Origin of the sequence: Gordonia sp. Swx-4, from assembly GCF_030316175.1 — a bacterium.
In the GTDB taxonomy this organism is placed as follows: Bacteria; Actinomycetota; Actinomycetes; order Mycobacteriales; family Mycobacteriaceae; genus Gordonia; species Gordonia alkanivorans.
This window is the reverse complement of the sequence record NZ_CP128197.1, coordinates 5,019,511-5,033,482: the sequence shown is the minus strand read 5'-3', so window position 1 is coordinate 5,033,482 and position 13,972 is coordinate 5,019,511. Positions and strand designations below refer to the sequence as shown.

Here is a 13,972-nt window from a genome sequence, read left to right as displayed (position 1 = left end):
AACCTCTGAGACAGAACCGGAGAACATCATGGCTTCCATCACCTACGACAAGGCCTGCTGCGTCTACCCGGGCGCGGACAAGCTGGCCGTCGACTCCCTCGACCTCGACATCAAGGACGGCGAGTTCGTCGTCCTCGTCGGACCGTCGGGTTCCGGCAAGTCCACCGCACTGCGCATGCTGGCCGGCCTGGAGGAGATCGATTCCGGGCAGATCCGCATCGGCGGTGACAACATGGTCGGCGTCGCGCCCAAGGACCGCGACATCGCGATGGTCTTCCAGAACTACGCGCTGTACCCGAACAAGACCGTCGGGGAGAACATGGGTTTCGCGCTGAAGATGCGTGGTGTGCCTCTGGAGGAACGCAAGCGCAAGGTCGCCGAGGCCGCGAAACTGCTCGACCTCACCGACTTCCTCGACCGAAAGCCGGCCAAGCTGTCCGGCGGTCAGCGCCAGCGTGTGGCGATGGGACGCGCGATCGTCCGTGAACCGCAGGTGTTCTGCATGGACGAGCCGCTGTCCAACCTCGACGCCAAGCTGCGCGTCCAGACCCGCACCCAGATCGCAGCACTGCAGCGTCGTCTCGGCACCACCACGGTCTACGTCACCCACGACCAGGTCGAAGCCATGACCATGGGAGACCGGGTTGCGGTCCTCAAGAACGGCCAGCTGCAGCAGTTCTCGACGCCCACCGATCTCTACGACAAGCCGGTCAACGCCTTCGTCGCCGGGTTCATCGGCTCGCCGGGGATGAACCTGTTCACCGCACCCGTCACCGACGGCACCGTCGCCATCTCCGGTGGCACGGTGGACATCGACGCCGAATCCGAGGCGGCTCTGCGTCGTTCCGGTCTCGACTCGGTGATCGTCGGCATCCGCCCCGAACACCTGGCCCTCGCCGACGGTGGCACCGGCATCGAGGCGGAGGTCGCGCTGCTGGAAGAGCTCGGCAGCGAGACCTACATCTACGCCAACCTCGCCGATCAGTCGGTGAAGAGTCTCGACGGCGAATCGATGGTCATGGTCGCGCGGTCGGCGGAACGGTCACCGGCCAAGCGTGGCGAAGGCATCCGGCTGCGCCAGTCCGACACAGCTGTTCATCTTTTCGATCCGTCCACCGGCGACCGCCTGGTCTGACTCAGGCCAGCAACCGCCACAACCCGATCAGGCCGACGACGACGATCACCCCGCGTAATGCGCGGGGTGAGAGTCGTCTACCGTAGCGGGCCCCGATGACGCCGCCGAGGAGTGAGCCGACGGCGATGACTGCGGCCGCCGACCAGTTGATCCGGTCGAAGGCGACGAGCGTGTAGGTGACGGCCGCGACGACGTTCACGACCAGGGACAGCAGGTTCTTCGCGGCGTTCATCCGCTGCAGGTGGTCGGGGACCACGACACCGAGGATCGCCATCAGCATGATCCCCTGGGCGGCGGTGAAGTACCCGCCGTAGATGCCGACCGCGAACGTGCCGGCCACCATCGCGGCAATGCGGGCGGGGGTCAGGCGCGGCGTGCCCAGGTGCGTCGGCGCGGTGGACCGACGACCGACCCACTTCTGGATCCACGGTTGCACGACGACCAGGATCAGAGCCGCCACCAGCAGGATCGGCACGATCGCCTCGAACACCGTCTCCGGCAGATGGAGCAGCAGCCAGCAGCCGACGATCGCGCCCACGAACGACGCGGGGATCTGCCATCGCAGCTGCGGCCACTGGCCCTCGAGTTCACGTCGGTATCCCCAGGTACTGGACACTCCGCCCGCGACGAGACCGATGGCGTTGGAGATGGTCGCACTGACCGGCGGGACCCCGAACGCGACGAGCGTCGGGAAGGTGATCAGGGTGCCGCTACCGACGACCGCGTTGATCGCGCCCGCACCCACACCGGCCAGCAGGACGGCCAACAGTTCCCATGTGCTCACGACTTCTGAGGGTGCCCGGTGTCTCGGGTGGGTCGGTCACCGGGGTGAATCCCAGGGGTGCTTCTCAGTGAGCCGGGGGGCCGCGTCCTTCTTCTTGCGCTTGGGGATGACATGGAGAATCGCGACGAGGATCGCGCCCACGATCAGGCCGACGACTGCGGACAGGACGGTTCCGGCCGTCCAGGACAGCACGCCGCCGAAGCCGCCGTGCACCAGTTCGCCGAACCAGTGCTCGACGTGGTGCAACTGGTCGGCGGGCCAGTGGAAGCCGGCCTCACCCACGTTGACGATGAGGATGTGCCCGCCGACCCACAGCATCGCCGCGATGCCGACCACGGTGAGCGTCGACATGATCTTGGGCATCGCGGTGACCAGCCCGCGGCCGATCTTCTGACTGAACGTCGACTCCCGTTGTGCGAGCGCGAGCCCCACGTCGTCCATCTTCACGATGATCGCGACGACGCCGTAGACGAGTGCGGTGATCAGGAACGCGACGACGATCAGAACGCCCAGGCGAGTCCAGAACGGCTCCTCCTCGACCGAGGACAGCGAGATCACCATGATCTCGGCCGAGAGGATCAGATCGGTGCGGATCGCGCCGCTGACCATGTGCTTCTCGAACTCGGGATCGCCCCTCCGGGAGCCCGACTCCTCCTCGTGATGGCCTCCGGCGATCGCCTCGTAGACCTTCTCCGCGCCCTCGTAGCAGAGGAACAAACCACCGGCGATCAACAGGTACGGCAGCGCCTGGGGGAGGAACTGACTGAGGATCATCGCGACGGGCAGGATGACCAGGAGTTTGTTGCGGATCGATCCGATCGCGATCTTGCGGACGATCGGAAGCTCGCGGTCCGGGGTGAACCCGTCGACGTAGCGCGGGGTCACCGCGGTGTCGTCGACGACGACACCCGCAGCTTTCACGCTCGCTTTGCCGGCCGCAGCGCCGATGTCGTCGAGTGACGCGGCGGCGGCACGGGTGAGTGTCGCTATGTCGTCGAGCAAGGCGACGAGACCACTGGCCACGGGGACCTCCCGGTTCGGTGAGCTACATGCTCGATGAGCTTCGGTCATCGAACAGTATGCCGAAGACGACGGCGAGGCCGGTCATCCGTTCGCCCGGATCGGCGTATTGCCCGAATCGGCGGCCTGTGAGTGGCGGAATTCGGCGTCGGGCGCGCGCTGACCTGCGGGGACGCGGGTGCCGACCGGCGAAATTCGCCAGCCACTCGCGGGTTTCCATACCGACACGGAGACGGTGTCGAATGGCGTGCAGGTCGTGGGGACACCACGACGACCATTCTTCGTCGACGTCGAGGAGAACTGATGAACGCCATCGAGAACGCCATCGATGCCCTGCGTGCGGGCCGCCCGGTTCTGGTGACCGACGCCGCCGACCGGGAGAACGAGGGCGACGTCATCCTGGCCGCCGACCGGGTGAGCACCGAGTGGACCGCCTGGACCGTGCGCAACACCTCCGGTCTGCTGTGCGCCCCGATGACAGGCGAGCGTGCGGACATGCTCGAACTGCCGTCGATGGTCACCAACAACGAAGATCCCAAGGCCACCGCCTACACGGTGACCGTCGACGCAGCGGAGGGAGTCACGACGGGCATCTCGGCCGCCGATCGTGCGCTCACGCTGCGCATGTTGGCCGGGGCCGCATCCGGCCCCCGAGACTTCACCCGGCCCGGACACGTACTACCCCTTCGTGCCCGGCCGGGTGGGGTCCTCGAACGTCCCGGACACACCGAGGCCGCCGTCGACCTGTGCACGCTCGCCGACGTCGCCCCGGTCGGCGTGATCGCCGAACTCGTCGCCGCCGACGGTTCGATGATGCGCTACCCGCAGGTCGCCGCGATGGGTTCGCGCATGGGCCTTCCGGTGCTCACCATCGAGGAGCTGGTCAACTACCGCCGTATCCACGACGCGGACCGCTGGTCGGTGGCACCCCGGGTGCGTCGCGGGGCGGAGACGGTCCTGCCGACCCCGACCGGTGAACTCCGCGCGATCGGTTACCGCGACACCGAGACCGGCGCTGAACACATCGCCCTCGTGAGCGCCGGGATGTCCGGAGACCGCCTCGACCTGCGTGCCCCGCTGGTGCGGGTCCACTCCGAATGCCTGACCGGAGAGGCATTCTCGTCGCAGCGATGCGAATGTGGACCGCAACTCGACGCGGCGATCGAACGCATCAGCTACGACGGTGGGGTCGTGGTCTACCTGCGCGGGCACGAGGGCCGGGGAATCGGGCTGCTCAAGAAACTGGCCGCTTACCGGTTGCAGGACCAGGGACTCGACACCGTCGAGGCGAACCTCGAACTCGACGAACCGGTCGACGGACGTGAATACGGCGCCGCTGCAGCCATTCTCGCTGACCTCGGGATCGACCGGGCGCGCGTCATGACCAACAACCCCGACAAGGTCCGCGGACTCACCGACTCCGGGATCGAGGTCACCCAGCGTGTCCCGCTGATCGTGGGCGTGATGCCGGCCAACGTCCGCTACCTCGACGCCAAGCGCCGGCGACTCGGGCACTTGCTGGGCGGCACGTCCGGCGGCGGGTTCGACGCCAGTCAGACCGGCGACTTCTCGGTGGGGTCGCGCGCGAACTAGCTTCCCTTCACTTCGCGGGTCACCGTCGAGGTGGACACGAGTCGGACGCGATCCGCCCGGAAGAGGTCGAAGGAGTACTCGAACGGGATGCCCGCCCAGTCGCGGGACACCCGGGTGATGGCGAGAAGCGGACGGCGGACGCCGATGTCGAGCCAGTCGGCTTCGCGCCCGCTGGCGGCTCCGACCTCGACGGTCTCCGTGGTCTCGGCGGCGGCGAGTCCGTAGTGCGTGCGCAGTAGTTCGTAGAGCGATCCGTCCAGCGGGTGCGCCGGCAGGCCGGGTGCCAGTTCGACGGGGAAGCAGGCCAGGTCCACCGACAGTGGTGCGCCGTCGGCGAGACGGATGCGCCGGATCGCGAACACCTCTGCACTCGAGGTGATCTCGAGGGCGCGCGCCTCGATCAGTGTCGCCGGTCGTCGTTCCACACCGACCACCCGCGTCGCACTGGCGTGTCCGGACTCCGCCAGCAGCTGTGGGAGACTCGATGATTCGGCGGCGTGTCGCTCGACGACATCGGCTCGGATGAATGTTCCTCCGCCGCGGCCGGTTCGGCGTTCCAGGACACCCGCCCGGCTGAGGGGGAGGAGTGCACTGCGCAGGGTCGATCTCGACACCGAGAACTCCTCGGCCATATCGCGCTCGGTGCCGAGCCGGGCGCCGGGCGTCAAGGTCCCCTGGGCGAGCATCGCCAGGATGCGCCGGCGGACATCCTCGGCGACCGGCCCGCCGCTGGTCTCACCCATCCAGGCGTCGCGTCCGTCAGGCCGGGATCGCGTCCGGTGACTCGGGCAGCACCTGGCCGCCGTCGACCGCGATCGCCTGCCCGGTGATGTAACCGGCCTCGCGGGTGGCGAGGAACGCGGCGAGGTGGCCGATGTCCTCGGGGGTTCCCAGGGCTTTCATCGGGATGGCGCGGGTCATGCCCGCGATGTAGTCCTCACCCATCTCGACGAGCCCCTCGGTCAGGACGTTTCCGGGCATGATCGCGTTGACGGTGATCCCCTGGCCGGCGAGTTCGATTGCGGCCGTGCGCATGAAGCCCAGCTGGGCGGCCTTCGACGCGCCGTAGTGCGACCAGTTGGGGAAGCCGGTGATCGGGCCGGTGATCGACGAGGTGATGATGACCCGGCCGCTACCCGATTCGGCGAGTGCGGACAGGCAGGCCTGCACGGTGAACACCGTGCCCTTCACGTTCACGTCGAGAACCTGGCTCAGGTCCCCGTCGGTCATCGTCGCGAGCGACGCCTCGGGGAAGATGCCGGCGTTCGCGCAGACGACGTCGATCGACCCGACGGTCTCCAGCACGGTCCGGGCCATCTCGTCGCACGACGACCGGTCGCTGACGTCGGTGATGACCCCGACGACCTTGCCTTCTCCCAGACCGTCGAGTTCGGCTATGGCCGAATCGATCTCGGCGGCCGACCGTGCCGCGATCGCGACGTCGGCACCGGCCCGCGCGAACACCCGGGCGATGCCGCGTCCGATTCCCTTGGTGCCGCCGGTGACGATCACCGATCGGCCGGCCTGGCTGAACATGGTCATGGTGCTCCTCTGATGTGCGTGGTGGGGCGGTGACCGGAGGTGTCAGGCCGCGGATGTCCGGGTGGCGACCCGTCGCAACCACGACGGGTCGTCGAGGTACCTGCGGGCGAGAGCTGCGGTGCCGGAGACGAAGTCGTCGGCGATGCCCAGAGCCGCGTCGGCGTCGGCGTGGGACGCCACCCACGCGGTCAGGTGGATGCGGCGGAGCAGCACGAAGGTCGGGATCATCGCGAGATGAGCGTCCGGCAGCGGTCGGACCGCGGTGTACCCGCGGAGCCAGTCGTCGATGAGGTCCTCGGTCCCGGGCTCGTGTTCGACCCACGAGACGGCGGACCCGAGATCGGCGAGGTGCCAGGACCATCCGCAGTCGTCGAAGTCGATGACGGTGATCGCCGGGAGGTCCGCTTGCGGATCGACCATCAGGTTGGCCAGCCGCAGGTCGGCGTGGACGAGTCCGAACCGATCGGGCCCGCTGCCGAACTGGGTGAGCCGTTCGGTGATGACCCGGACGGCACGGTCGATGTCCGCGCGGTCTTCGGGGGACAGCCCGGGCGCCTCTCGCCACTGCCCCCACCGCGCGTCCGGACCGAGGATGGTCTCGACGTCCCAGGTGAACCGGACGAAGTCCGCGGGCGCCGGCCACCTGGAGGCGTGCTCGTGCAGGTGCGCGGTGATCGCGCCGATCGTCGCGAAATCGACGACGCCAGGAGATTCTTCGGCGGTGCACCCCGGCACCACCGTGACGGCGTCCACCAGAAGGGTCCGGCCGTCCACGGTCACATCGACGACTTCGGCACCGTCGGCGGCGGCGACCGGTGTGGGGGTGGACACGGGGCTCTCCGCCCCCAGGGCGGTCATCCACCTCAGTTCGGAGCGGATCGCCTCGATGGAGTGATACCCGGGACGGTGCACGCGCAGAACGAGTCGACGGGCGGGGTCTTCGGCGAGGTAGGTGGCGTTCTCCGACAGACTCAGCAGGCGGAGCGTCGCGGACGGGGCGAAGCCGTAGTGGCGCAACGCCTTCTCCGCGAAGGCGTGATGGTCTGCGGGTAGTCCGGGCACCGGAACAGTGTCACCCGGAATCCGAATGAGAGCAGACCAAAAGGCGATGTTTAACGTGGCCGTAGCGATCGCGGGTCGGCGGAAACGCGGTGGAAACAACCGGGCGCCGACGGCTCGTCGATATGTTGCCCACCAACGCAATACGGCGTAGAAGTGAGGATGACGCCGAGCCGGTCCCGGACCACTGTGCCTGGGCGTACCCGGATGTGGTCCCCATCGAGCAGACCAAAACGTTCGGCGGATCGATCCCGATCACCACTACTCCAAGAAAGACCCCACGTGAGCTTCTCCAACATCATGGATTCCAACAGCTACACCGGTGGTTCGGTGGGGCGGCACGGGGACGGACTCATCGAGGCCCGTGAACGGATGCTCGGGCCGGCGTACCGGTTGTTCTACCGCAAGCCCGTTCACCTCGTGCGCGGCGAGGGGAGTCACCTCTTCGACGCCGACGGGGACCGCTACCTCGACGCCTACAACAACGTGGCGAGCGTCGGACACTGTCATCCGCACGTCGTCGACGCCGTGATGCGGCAGATGACCTCGGTCAACACCCACACCCGCTATCTCCACGACGGGATCGTCGACTACTCCGACCGACTGCTGGGCACGCTTGGACCGGGCATCGACCAGGTGATGTACGCGTGCACCGGCTCCGAGGCCAACGACCTGGCGCTGCGGGTCGCGTCGATGCACACCGGGACGACCGGGGTCGTCGTCACCACCGAGGCATACCACGGCAATACCCAGGCGGTGACGGCGATCTCGCCGTCGAACGGAGGGCCGGCGGTGCTCGGTCCCCACGTCCGCACGGTGCCGCCGCCCGACCGGCGTGGGACCGGTTCGGCGGCAGAGGCGTTCGCCGATCACGTGCGCCGAGCCGCCGACGATCTACAGGCCGCGGGCTTCGGGCTCAGCTGTCTCATCGTCGACACGATCTTCTCGTCGGACGGCATCTTCGCCGCGCCCGACGTCCTCGCTCCCGCGGTCGCGGCCGTGCGTGAACACGGTGCGGTGTTCATCGCCGACGAGGTGCAGCCCGGCTTCGGCCGAACCGGTGAGGCCATGTGGGGGTTCGATCGGCACGGAGTGCGGCCCGACATCGTCACGATGGGCAAACCCATGGGCAACGGCCTGCCGGTGTCGGCGATGGCCGTTCGGTCCGAGGTCCTCGAGCGATTCGCGTTGACACAGCCCTACTTCAACACTTTCGGGGGCAACCCGGTGTCGATGGCGGCGGCGGCCGCGGTGCTGGACGTCATCGAGAGCGAGGACCTGCCTGCTCACGCGCTCCGGATCGGCGGCCGCCTCCGGGGGGAGATCGCCGGCGTCGCGGCCGAACACGCCGGCGTCGACGACATCCGGGGCACCGGCCTGTACATCGGGGTGGAGATCGTGACCGACGACGGTGCTCCCGACCGGCGGCGCGCCCGCGCGATCGTCGAGGCCATGCGGGACGCCCACGTCCTCATCTCGGTTTGTGGCGAGCACGGCAACGTTCTCAAGATCCGCCCGCCGCTCGTCTTCTCCGACCCGGACGTGGACTGGTTCTGCACGGCACTGGAATCCGCACTGACCACGACACTCACGACCGTGGGCTGATCGGACGGCGCCGGTCAGGTCCTCGGGTCAGAGACGGTTGAGCAGTTCTGCCTTCTTCGACGAGAATTCCTCGTCGGTCAGGATCCCGCGCTGGTGGAGGTCGGCCAGCGACTCGATCGCCGCGACGATGGCGGACGAATTCTGTGCAGGTGCCGCCGGTTCCGGAGTGGCGGCGGGCACCGGCGGCTGCGCGGGTGCGTCCGACGAGGGTGCAGGTGCCGCCACCGGGGTTCCGGCGTCCCGTTGCGGTCCGAGCTCGACGAGGCTCGACACGTCGAAGGTGCCGTACTGGCTGGAGAAGCTCACCGAGCCGTATCCGGAGCCCTGCTGTTGCTGGACGCCCCCGATCCGGTGATCCGCAGTGTCGAAGATCCGCGTGACCCCGGCGACCTGGATGGCGAGGCGACGTGTTGCCGGGAACACGGCGTACCGGACGTCGTTCTGGCCCCCGGTGGAGCTGGGCGCACCGAGGTCCGCCGGCCACCAGGACCCCGCGGTGACGAAACCGGCGCCCGGCTGCTGCCCCGGCGCGGCCGGGAAGATCGACGTGGTCGTCAGGACGTCGGCGAGTTCGTTGCACAGCGAATCGACCCGGGACTTGAGGGAGTTGTCGAACATGTCGCCGACCATCGTCATGCCGCCGCGCATCCACTGACCGGAGCCGCCGAGTTCGGGAATGTTGAACTGGGCCATGGTGCCACCGCCGGCATTCACCGCCAGAAGCATCGCCAGAACGGCGTCGCGAGACAGGCCGAACCGGACGGCGATCTCGATGATGGCGTTCTCTGCTTCAGGTGTCACACGGCTGGTCATCGTGATGTCCTTCGTCGAGGAATGCCCCAACAGGGTACACACGGATCGCCGACGTCCGACGCCACGAATCGACGAGCGGGTCGACTCAGGCGCTGAGCCGCGCGAATGCCGAGCGGTGGAAGACGATCGGTTGTTTCGAGTGATCGTTGGCCAGCCCGGTCACCCGCAGCACGACGATCTCGTGGTCGCCGGCCGTGTGCGAACTCTCGATGGCGCACTCGAAGTGCACCGGGGCATCGTCGAGGAGCATTGCCCCGCTGGACAACACGGTTGTCTCGACACCGGCAAAACGCTGGGTCTTGTCCTTGGCGGACAGCTGGCGGATCACGTCGGTGTGGCTCTCGCCCAGCACCGAGACGCCGAGACTGGGCAGCTCGCGCAGGATCGGCCAGGTGGTCGAGCTCTGCTGCACGGCGAACATCACCAGGGGTGGTTCCTGGGAGACGCCGACGGCGAAGGAGGAGGCGACGATGACGGCCGGTTCGGCACCGGACATTCCGGCGAGCGCGACGACGCCGGTCGGGAAGGCGCCGAACGCCTTTCGCAGTTCGGTGCTGTCCAGGTCGGTGGTGGGGGTGACGGACGTGGTCATCGGTCACCGGCCGGGACCGTTGCCTTCGTCGAGGCGAGCACGACCGAACCCCAGCGGTCGATCCAGGGCTGGAATGCCTCGGTGTCGTCGTAGAGCTTGTCGACGACGTAGAGACCGGCGGCCGGGACGGTCGCGCCCAGCTCGACGAGCACCGGCTTGAGAAGCAGGTCGGGCGCCAGGTAATGAGCGGGTCCGGCACCCAGCATCAGCGGGATGGCGGTGACGTCCTGGAGGCCGTCACTCGTCGAGAACTGATCGAGGAAGAGCTTCAACAGCCCCGTGTAGGTGGCCTTGAAGGTCGGCGAGGCGAAGACGACGAGGTCGCTGCCCGCAACGGTCTCCACGGCTTCCGCGACCGCGGTGTCTCCCCAGCCGAGCAGGCCTGGACCCAGGTCGACCACGTCGACGACATGGTCGGGTTCCTTGCCGGTCAGGGTCGACGCCAACAGGCTTGCCGCCGTCAGTGTCCTCGATGCAGGCTTCGGATTGCCTGCCACAACGGAAACGATCACGATGCTCCCCTTCGAATGTCGCGAGATGCGTTCTCGTGCAGAGTGCGCGGGCGACATTGCCGATTGGTCAACCGACTATTTCCCCTAGATTGCGCGAGGAGAGCCGATCGCTCCGGGCTGCGGGTCCTGCGATATCCCGTTGGTGCGCAGGGATTCTTCCGCGGAAGAGACCGGGTCGGGCTCCGGGCACCAAGTGACGTCGGAGTTGTCGATCTGCGATTCGAACCGGATCCGATCCGCCCGGAAGCGGTCGAAGACGATCTCCACCGGTGTGCCGTCGGCGGTGGTGTAGAGGATCTCCCGGGACAACAGGGTCTCGCCGGGCCGGACGTCGAGCAGGCGTGCGGTCCGTTCGTCGGCGCGCTCGGCGCCGATGGAGACCGAGGCGCCGCCCGGTGCGACCCCGAAGAACTCGGCGAGTGTCCGTGCCATCGACATCGGCTTGTCCCGAAGGACATTGGGGTCGGCATTGAACCGCGGGGAGAAGTAGGCGCTGCGCATCCCGATGATCTCGTCGTGGGCGATGAAGGAGTTCTCGACGAGACGCACGACGTCGTCGTCGATCTTCAGGCGCTCGCGGATGAGTGGGAAGGCCGGCACGATGCACTGATCGGTCACCTGGATGTGAACCAGTTCGCCGCCGGTTGCGGAGATGTCGTCGAGTGCGACACCCAGATCCCGGCGGTTCACCCGCGTGCCGACACGTGGGCGCCGGATCACGACACTCGTCTCGCTCAACTCGCTCAGCGCCGCGCGCACCGAGCCGCGGCTCGAGTTGAACATGATCATGAGGTCTTCCTCGACCAGTTGCGCGTCGATGTCGATGGTGCCGTTGCGAATCGAGGCGAGTATGAGGTCGCGGACGCGGCGGGACGACACCTGGCGCCCACGCGCGGAACCGCCGCGCGAACGCGGGTGGAATGGGGGTGGTGTCGTCATGGAGATGACTTCCGATCTTCTTCCAACAGCGGGGGCTGAACTGCCGATGGGTTGTGAGTCTAAGGACTCTTGCACGCATCGGCGCGGGCAAGTTGTGTGCGTCACATTCGGCGCGAAAACGACCTTGCCGATGCCGAACGGCCCCTTGACCTGCGGCTACGCGTCAATGGTCACGAATGTGAACCCGCGCAATTGACCAGTCACGCCAGGACGCGGGATTCGAAACAAATCGGCCAGAGGATCAGCACCCAACAGATCGAGACCCAACAGATCGAGTCCTAGATGGGAGGGATCGAGTGACCGTCGATATCAGTGTCGAGCCAGGCATTGCCGGCCCGGGCGCAGTCGATGCACGACATGCGACGACGACCGCCGGTGGCGGTGGTGCCGGGACGAAGGGGTCCGCCGTCAGGGTGGTCCTGTCACGACTTTCCGAGTGGGCGTGGATCGGACGTGCGGCCGGCCGCGGCATCGTCAACCTCCTGATCTTCGTCGTCGTCGCCTTCTTCCTCGTCCAGCTGATCCCGGGTGACCCGCTGGTCTCCGCCTCGGGTGGCCGCCTGTCCGGCGCCGCACTCGAACAGGCGCGGGAGTCATACGGGCTCAACGGATCTCTGTCGACCCAGTACTGGACATATCTGACCTCGCTGATCAGCCTGGACCTCGGCAACTCGATCGCCACCGGCCGCCCGGTCGCCGAGGACATGGCCACCCGGGTCCCCGCGACCCTCGAGCTCATCGGCGCCGGCCTGTTCTTCGCCTGTCTGGTCAGCCTGCCGATGTCCTACCTGGTCGTGACCCGGCCGACCAACCGGTTCTCCAAAGTGCTTCGCTCGTACGCGAGTTCGGCGGGAGCGATCCCCGAGTACGTCGTCGGTATCCTGTTCCTGTTCGTGTTCTTCGCGACGCTGGCCTGGGTTCCGGCGCCGTCCGGACGACTCGACCCGATCCTCATGCCGCCGACCGAGGTGACCGGATTCCCGGTCCTCGACGCATTCATCGCCGGCGACACCGCCGCTGCCAACTCCTACATCGCGCACCTGATCCTGCCGGTCGCGGTGATGACCGTGTCGCACTCCGCGATCCTCGTGAAGTCGCTGGTTCTTGCGCTCGACACCGAGATCGACAGCCCGGCAACGCGGTTCCGGATCGCCTCCGGTGCTCCACGACGAGTGGTCGTCCTGAGCATCTACCGCCGGGCGCTGCCGTCGGCGGTAGCGATGCTCGGCATGATCTTCGGCCTCCTCCTCGGCGGTGCGGTGGTCCTGGAATCGCTCTTCGGTCTCGGTGGCCTGGGTCAGTACGCGGTCGACGCGGTCCGCTCGTCGGACGTGTTCGCCCTCCGGTCCTTCCTGATCGTCATCGCCGGCATGTGTCTGATCGTCTACTTCCTCACCGAGGTGGCCACCGGCCTTCTCGATTCCCGTCGACGCGACTCGCGCAACCCGGAGGTCTGACACATGGCCATGGCACCGCTCTCCACAACGACGGAAATGTCCGGTGCACCAACGAGTGCCAGGAAGACGTCCGGGCTTCGTGACTACGCGGCTCTCATCCCGTTCGCCCTCCTGCTACTCCTCGCGGTCTTCGGGCCGATGCTGGCACCGCAGGCGGCGACCGAAGTGGTCGGCACCCCCTCGACCGCGCCGTCGGGCGCCCACTGGTTCGGCACCGACTCCAACGGATTCGACGTGCTGTCCCGGACTCTCACCGCCTTCCGGTTGGACATCGCCATCGCGATCGGAGTGACCCTGCTCGCGACCGTCGTCGGCATCGCCATCGGATCGATCGCCGGCATGTACGGCTCGAAGGGCGGACCGCTCGGTGTGATCGCGGCGACACTCGGCCGCACGATCGATCTGGTCCAGGCGCTGCCCGTCATGATCGGCGGGCTGGTCATCGTCTCCTTCTTCGGCCGCAACTCGGTGGTCATCGCGCTGGCGCTCGCGTTGGTACTCATGCCCTTCCAGGGCAGGTTGATGCGCACCGAGGTGCTGCGCACCCGAAACGACGGTTTCGTGACCGCGGCGCGGATGAGCGGCGAATCCGAGTTCCGCATTCTCACCCGCCACGTAATCCCGAACTCGTGTGCTCCCGTCCTCGAGAACGCCTCGGCGATCTTCGGAATGGGGATCATCTTCTGCGCCGGCCTGGGATTTCTCGGCGTCGGCATCCCGCTCCCGACCGCGGAGTGGGGCAACATGCTCGCCGACGGAGCGGCGGACGCAGCGGTCGGACGCTGGTGGCCCGCCCTGTTCCCGGTCCTCGCACTCGCCTACTCCGTGTGGGCGGCCTCCCGAGTCACCACCTTCATCTCCCGTCGCCGACGTTTCTGACCGCACGACGTGTAACAGCTGCTCTCTCAACCCTTCCCAGAA

The 13,972-nt window shown here is 67.4% G+C and carries 14 protein-coding genes; 5 read left to right on the top strand and 9 right to left on the bottom strand.

All coding sequences use genetic code 11. The features are described 5' to 3' along the window. Positions 1 to 28 precede the first annotated feature (28 nt). A complete protein-coding gene (locus PWF70_RS22785; RefSeq protein WP_035754022.1) occupies positions 29 to 1,135 on the top strand; it encodes an ABC transporter ATP-binding protein in 1,107 nt (368 codons plus the stop codon). Between the two features lies 1 nt (position 1,136). On the opposite strand, the gene PWF70_RS22780 is transcribed toward PWF70_RS22785, so the two are convergent. Both PWF70_RS22780 and PWF70_RS22775 read right to left on the bottom strand, forming a co-directional pair. After that, positions 1,137 to 1,919, bottom strand: a complete 783-nt coding sequence (locus tag PWF70_RS22780) for a sulfite exporter TauE/SafE family protein (protein ID WP_035754023.1) — start codon at positions 1,917 to 1,919, stop codon at positions 1,137 to 1,139. A gap of 36 nt (positions 1,920 to 1,955) precedes the next feature. Further along, on the bottom strand, positions 1,956 to 2,942 hold the full coding sequence (locus PWF70_RS22775) for a DUF808 domain-containing protein (RefSeq protein ID WP_196222020.1): 987 nt from the start codon (positions 2,940 to 2,942) through the stop codon (positions 1,956 to 1,958). Between the two features lie 300 nt (positions 2,943 to 3,242). Here PWF70_RS22775 and PWF70_RS22770 point away from each other — a divergent pair, with 300 nt between their 5' ends. Continuing rightward, a complete protein-coding gene (locus tag PWF70_RS22770; protein ID WP_006359597.1) occupies positions 3,243 to 4,532 on the top strand; it encodes a bifunctional 3,4-dihydroxy-2-butanone-4-phosphate synthase/GTP cyclohydrolase II in 1,290 nt (429 codons plus the stop codon). Here PWF70_RS22770 and PWF70_RS22765 read toward each other — a convergent pair. From PWF70_RS22765 to PWF70_RS22755, 3 genes are read right to left on the bottom strand one after another with little or no spacing between them, the layout of a single operon-like run. Continuing rightward, a complete protein-coding gene (locus tag PWF70_RS22765; RefSeq protein WP_006359598.1) occupies positions 4,529 to 5,275 on the bottom strand; it encodes a GntR family transcriptional regulator in 747 nt (248 codons plus the stop codon). The two genes, PWF70_RS22770 and PWF70_RS22765, sit on opposite strands and share 4 nt — an antisense overlap. Before the next feature lie 16 nt (positions 5,276 to 5,291). Then, positions 5,292 to 6,068: a 3-oxoacyl-ACP reductase FabG gene (gene fabG, locus PWF70_RS22760; RefSeq protein ID WP_035754059.1), complete on the bottom strand. Its 777-nt coding sequence runs from the start codon at positions 6,066 to 6,068 to the stop codon at positions 5,292 to 5,294. 48 nt (positions 6,069 to 6,116) lie between these two features. Further along, entirely contained in the window at positions 6,117 to 7,136 is a 1,020-nt protein-coding gene (locus PWF70_RS22755; protein WP_006359600.1) for a phosphotransferase enzyme family protein, read from the bottom strand. A gap of 279 nt (positions 7,137 to 7,415) precedes the next feature. Between PWF70_RS22755 and PWF70_RS22750 the strand changes: the two genes are divergently transcribed. Continuing rightward, on the top strand, positions 7,416 to 8,738 hold the full coding sequence (locus tag PWF70_RS22750; RefSeq protein ID WP_006359601.1) for an aspartate aminotransferase family protein: 1,323 nt from the start codon (positions 7,416 to 7,418) through the stop codon (positions 8,736 to 8,738). A 27-nt stretch (positions 8,739 to 8,765) separates the two neighbouring features. Here PWF70_RS22750 and PWF70_RS22745 read toward each other — a convergent pair whose 3' ends face one another. The 4 genes from PWF70_RS22745 to PWF70_RS22730 form a co-directional block, all read right to left on the bottom strand. Further along, positions 8,766 to 9,551 carry an SHOCT domain-containing protein gene (locus PWF70_RS22745; protein WP_006359602.1) on the bottom strand — a complete coding sequence of 262 codons (786 nt, stop codon included), beginning with the start codon at positions 9,549 to 9,551 and terminating at the stop codon, positions 8,766 to 8,768. A gap of 85 nt (positions 9,552 to 9,636) precedes the next feature. Beyond that, positions 9,637 to 10,143 (bottom strand): flavin reductase family protein, encoded by a 507-nt coding sequence (locus PWF70_RS22740; protein ID WP_006359603.1) that lies wholly within the window; start codon positions 10,141 to 10,143, stop codon positions 9,637 to 9,639. Next, entirely contained in the window at positions 10,140 to 10,655 is a 516-nt protein-coding gene (locus PWF70_RS22735; protein WP_006359604.1) for an NADPH-dependent FMN reductase, read from the bottom strand. Before PWF70_RS22735 ends, PWF70_RS22740 begins: the two co-directional genes overlap by 4 nt. Positions 10,656 to 10,739: 84 nt before the next feature. Further along, positions 10,740 to 11,594 carry a GntR family transcriptional regulator gene (locus PWF70_RS22730; protein ID WP_042375995.1) on the bottom strand — a complete coding sequence of 285 codons (855 nt, stop codon included), beginning with the start codon at positions 11,592 to 11,594 and terminating at the stop codon, positions 10,740 to 10,742. A 296-nt stretch (positions 11,595 to 11,890) separates the two neighbouring features. Between PWF70_RS22730 and PWF70_RS22725 the strand changes: the two genes are divergently transcribed. Together PWF70_RS22725 and PWF70_RS22720 are read left to right on the top strand one after the other, a co-directional pair. Then, positions 11,891 to 13,051 (top strand): ABC transporter permease, encoded by a 1,161-nt coding sequence (locus PWF70_RS22725; protein WP_040004230.1) that lies wholly within the window; start codon positions 11,891 to 11,893, stop codon positions 13,049 to 13,051. Positions 13,052 to 13,054: 3 nt separating this feature from the next. Further along, the gene (locus PWF70_RS22720) at positions 13,055 to 13,930 is read left to right on the top strand and encodes an ABC transporter permease (RefSeq protein ID WP_006359607.1); all 876 of its coding nucleotides are present in this window, start codon (positions 13,055 to 13,057) and stop codon (positions 13,928 to 13,930) included. Positions 13,931 to 13,972: the final 42 nt, after the last annotated feature.

Excerpts from the sequence above, each read along its gene's own strand:
- fabG (WP_035754059.1), bottom strand. The coding sequence starts at position 6,068 with ATGTTCAGCCAGGCCGGCCGATCGGTGATCGTCACCGGCGGCACCAAG.
- PWF70_RS22740 (WP_006359603.1), bottom strand. The coding sequence starts at position 10,143 with ATGACCACGTCCGTCACCCCCACCACCGACCTGGACAGCACCGAACTG.
- PWF70_RS22745 (WP_006359602.1), bottom strand. The coding sequence starts at position 9,551 with ATGACCAGCCGTGTGACACCTGAAGCAGAGAACGCCATCATCGAGATC.
- PWF70_RS22720 (WP_006359607.1), top strand. The coding sequence starts at position 13,055 with ATGGCCATGGCACCGCTCTCCACAACGACGGAAATGTCCGGTGCACCA.
- PWF70_RS22770 (WP_006359597.1), top strand. The coding sequence starts at position 3,243 with ATGAACGCCATCGAGAACGCCATCGATGCCCTGCGTGCGGGCCGCCCG.
- PWF70_RS22765 (WP_006359598.1), bottom strand. The coding sequence starts at position 5,275 with ATGGGTGAGACCAGCGGCGGGCCGGTCGCCGAGGATGTCCGCCGGCGC.
- PWF70_RS22785 (WP_035754022.1), top strand. The coding sequence starts at position 29 with ATGGCTTCCATCACCTACGACAAGGCCTGCTGCGTCTACCCGGGCGCG.
- PWF70_RS22730 (WP_042375995.1), bottom strand. The coding sequence starts at position 11,594 with ATGACGACACCACCCCCATTCCACCCGCGTTCGCGCGGCGGTTCCGCG.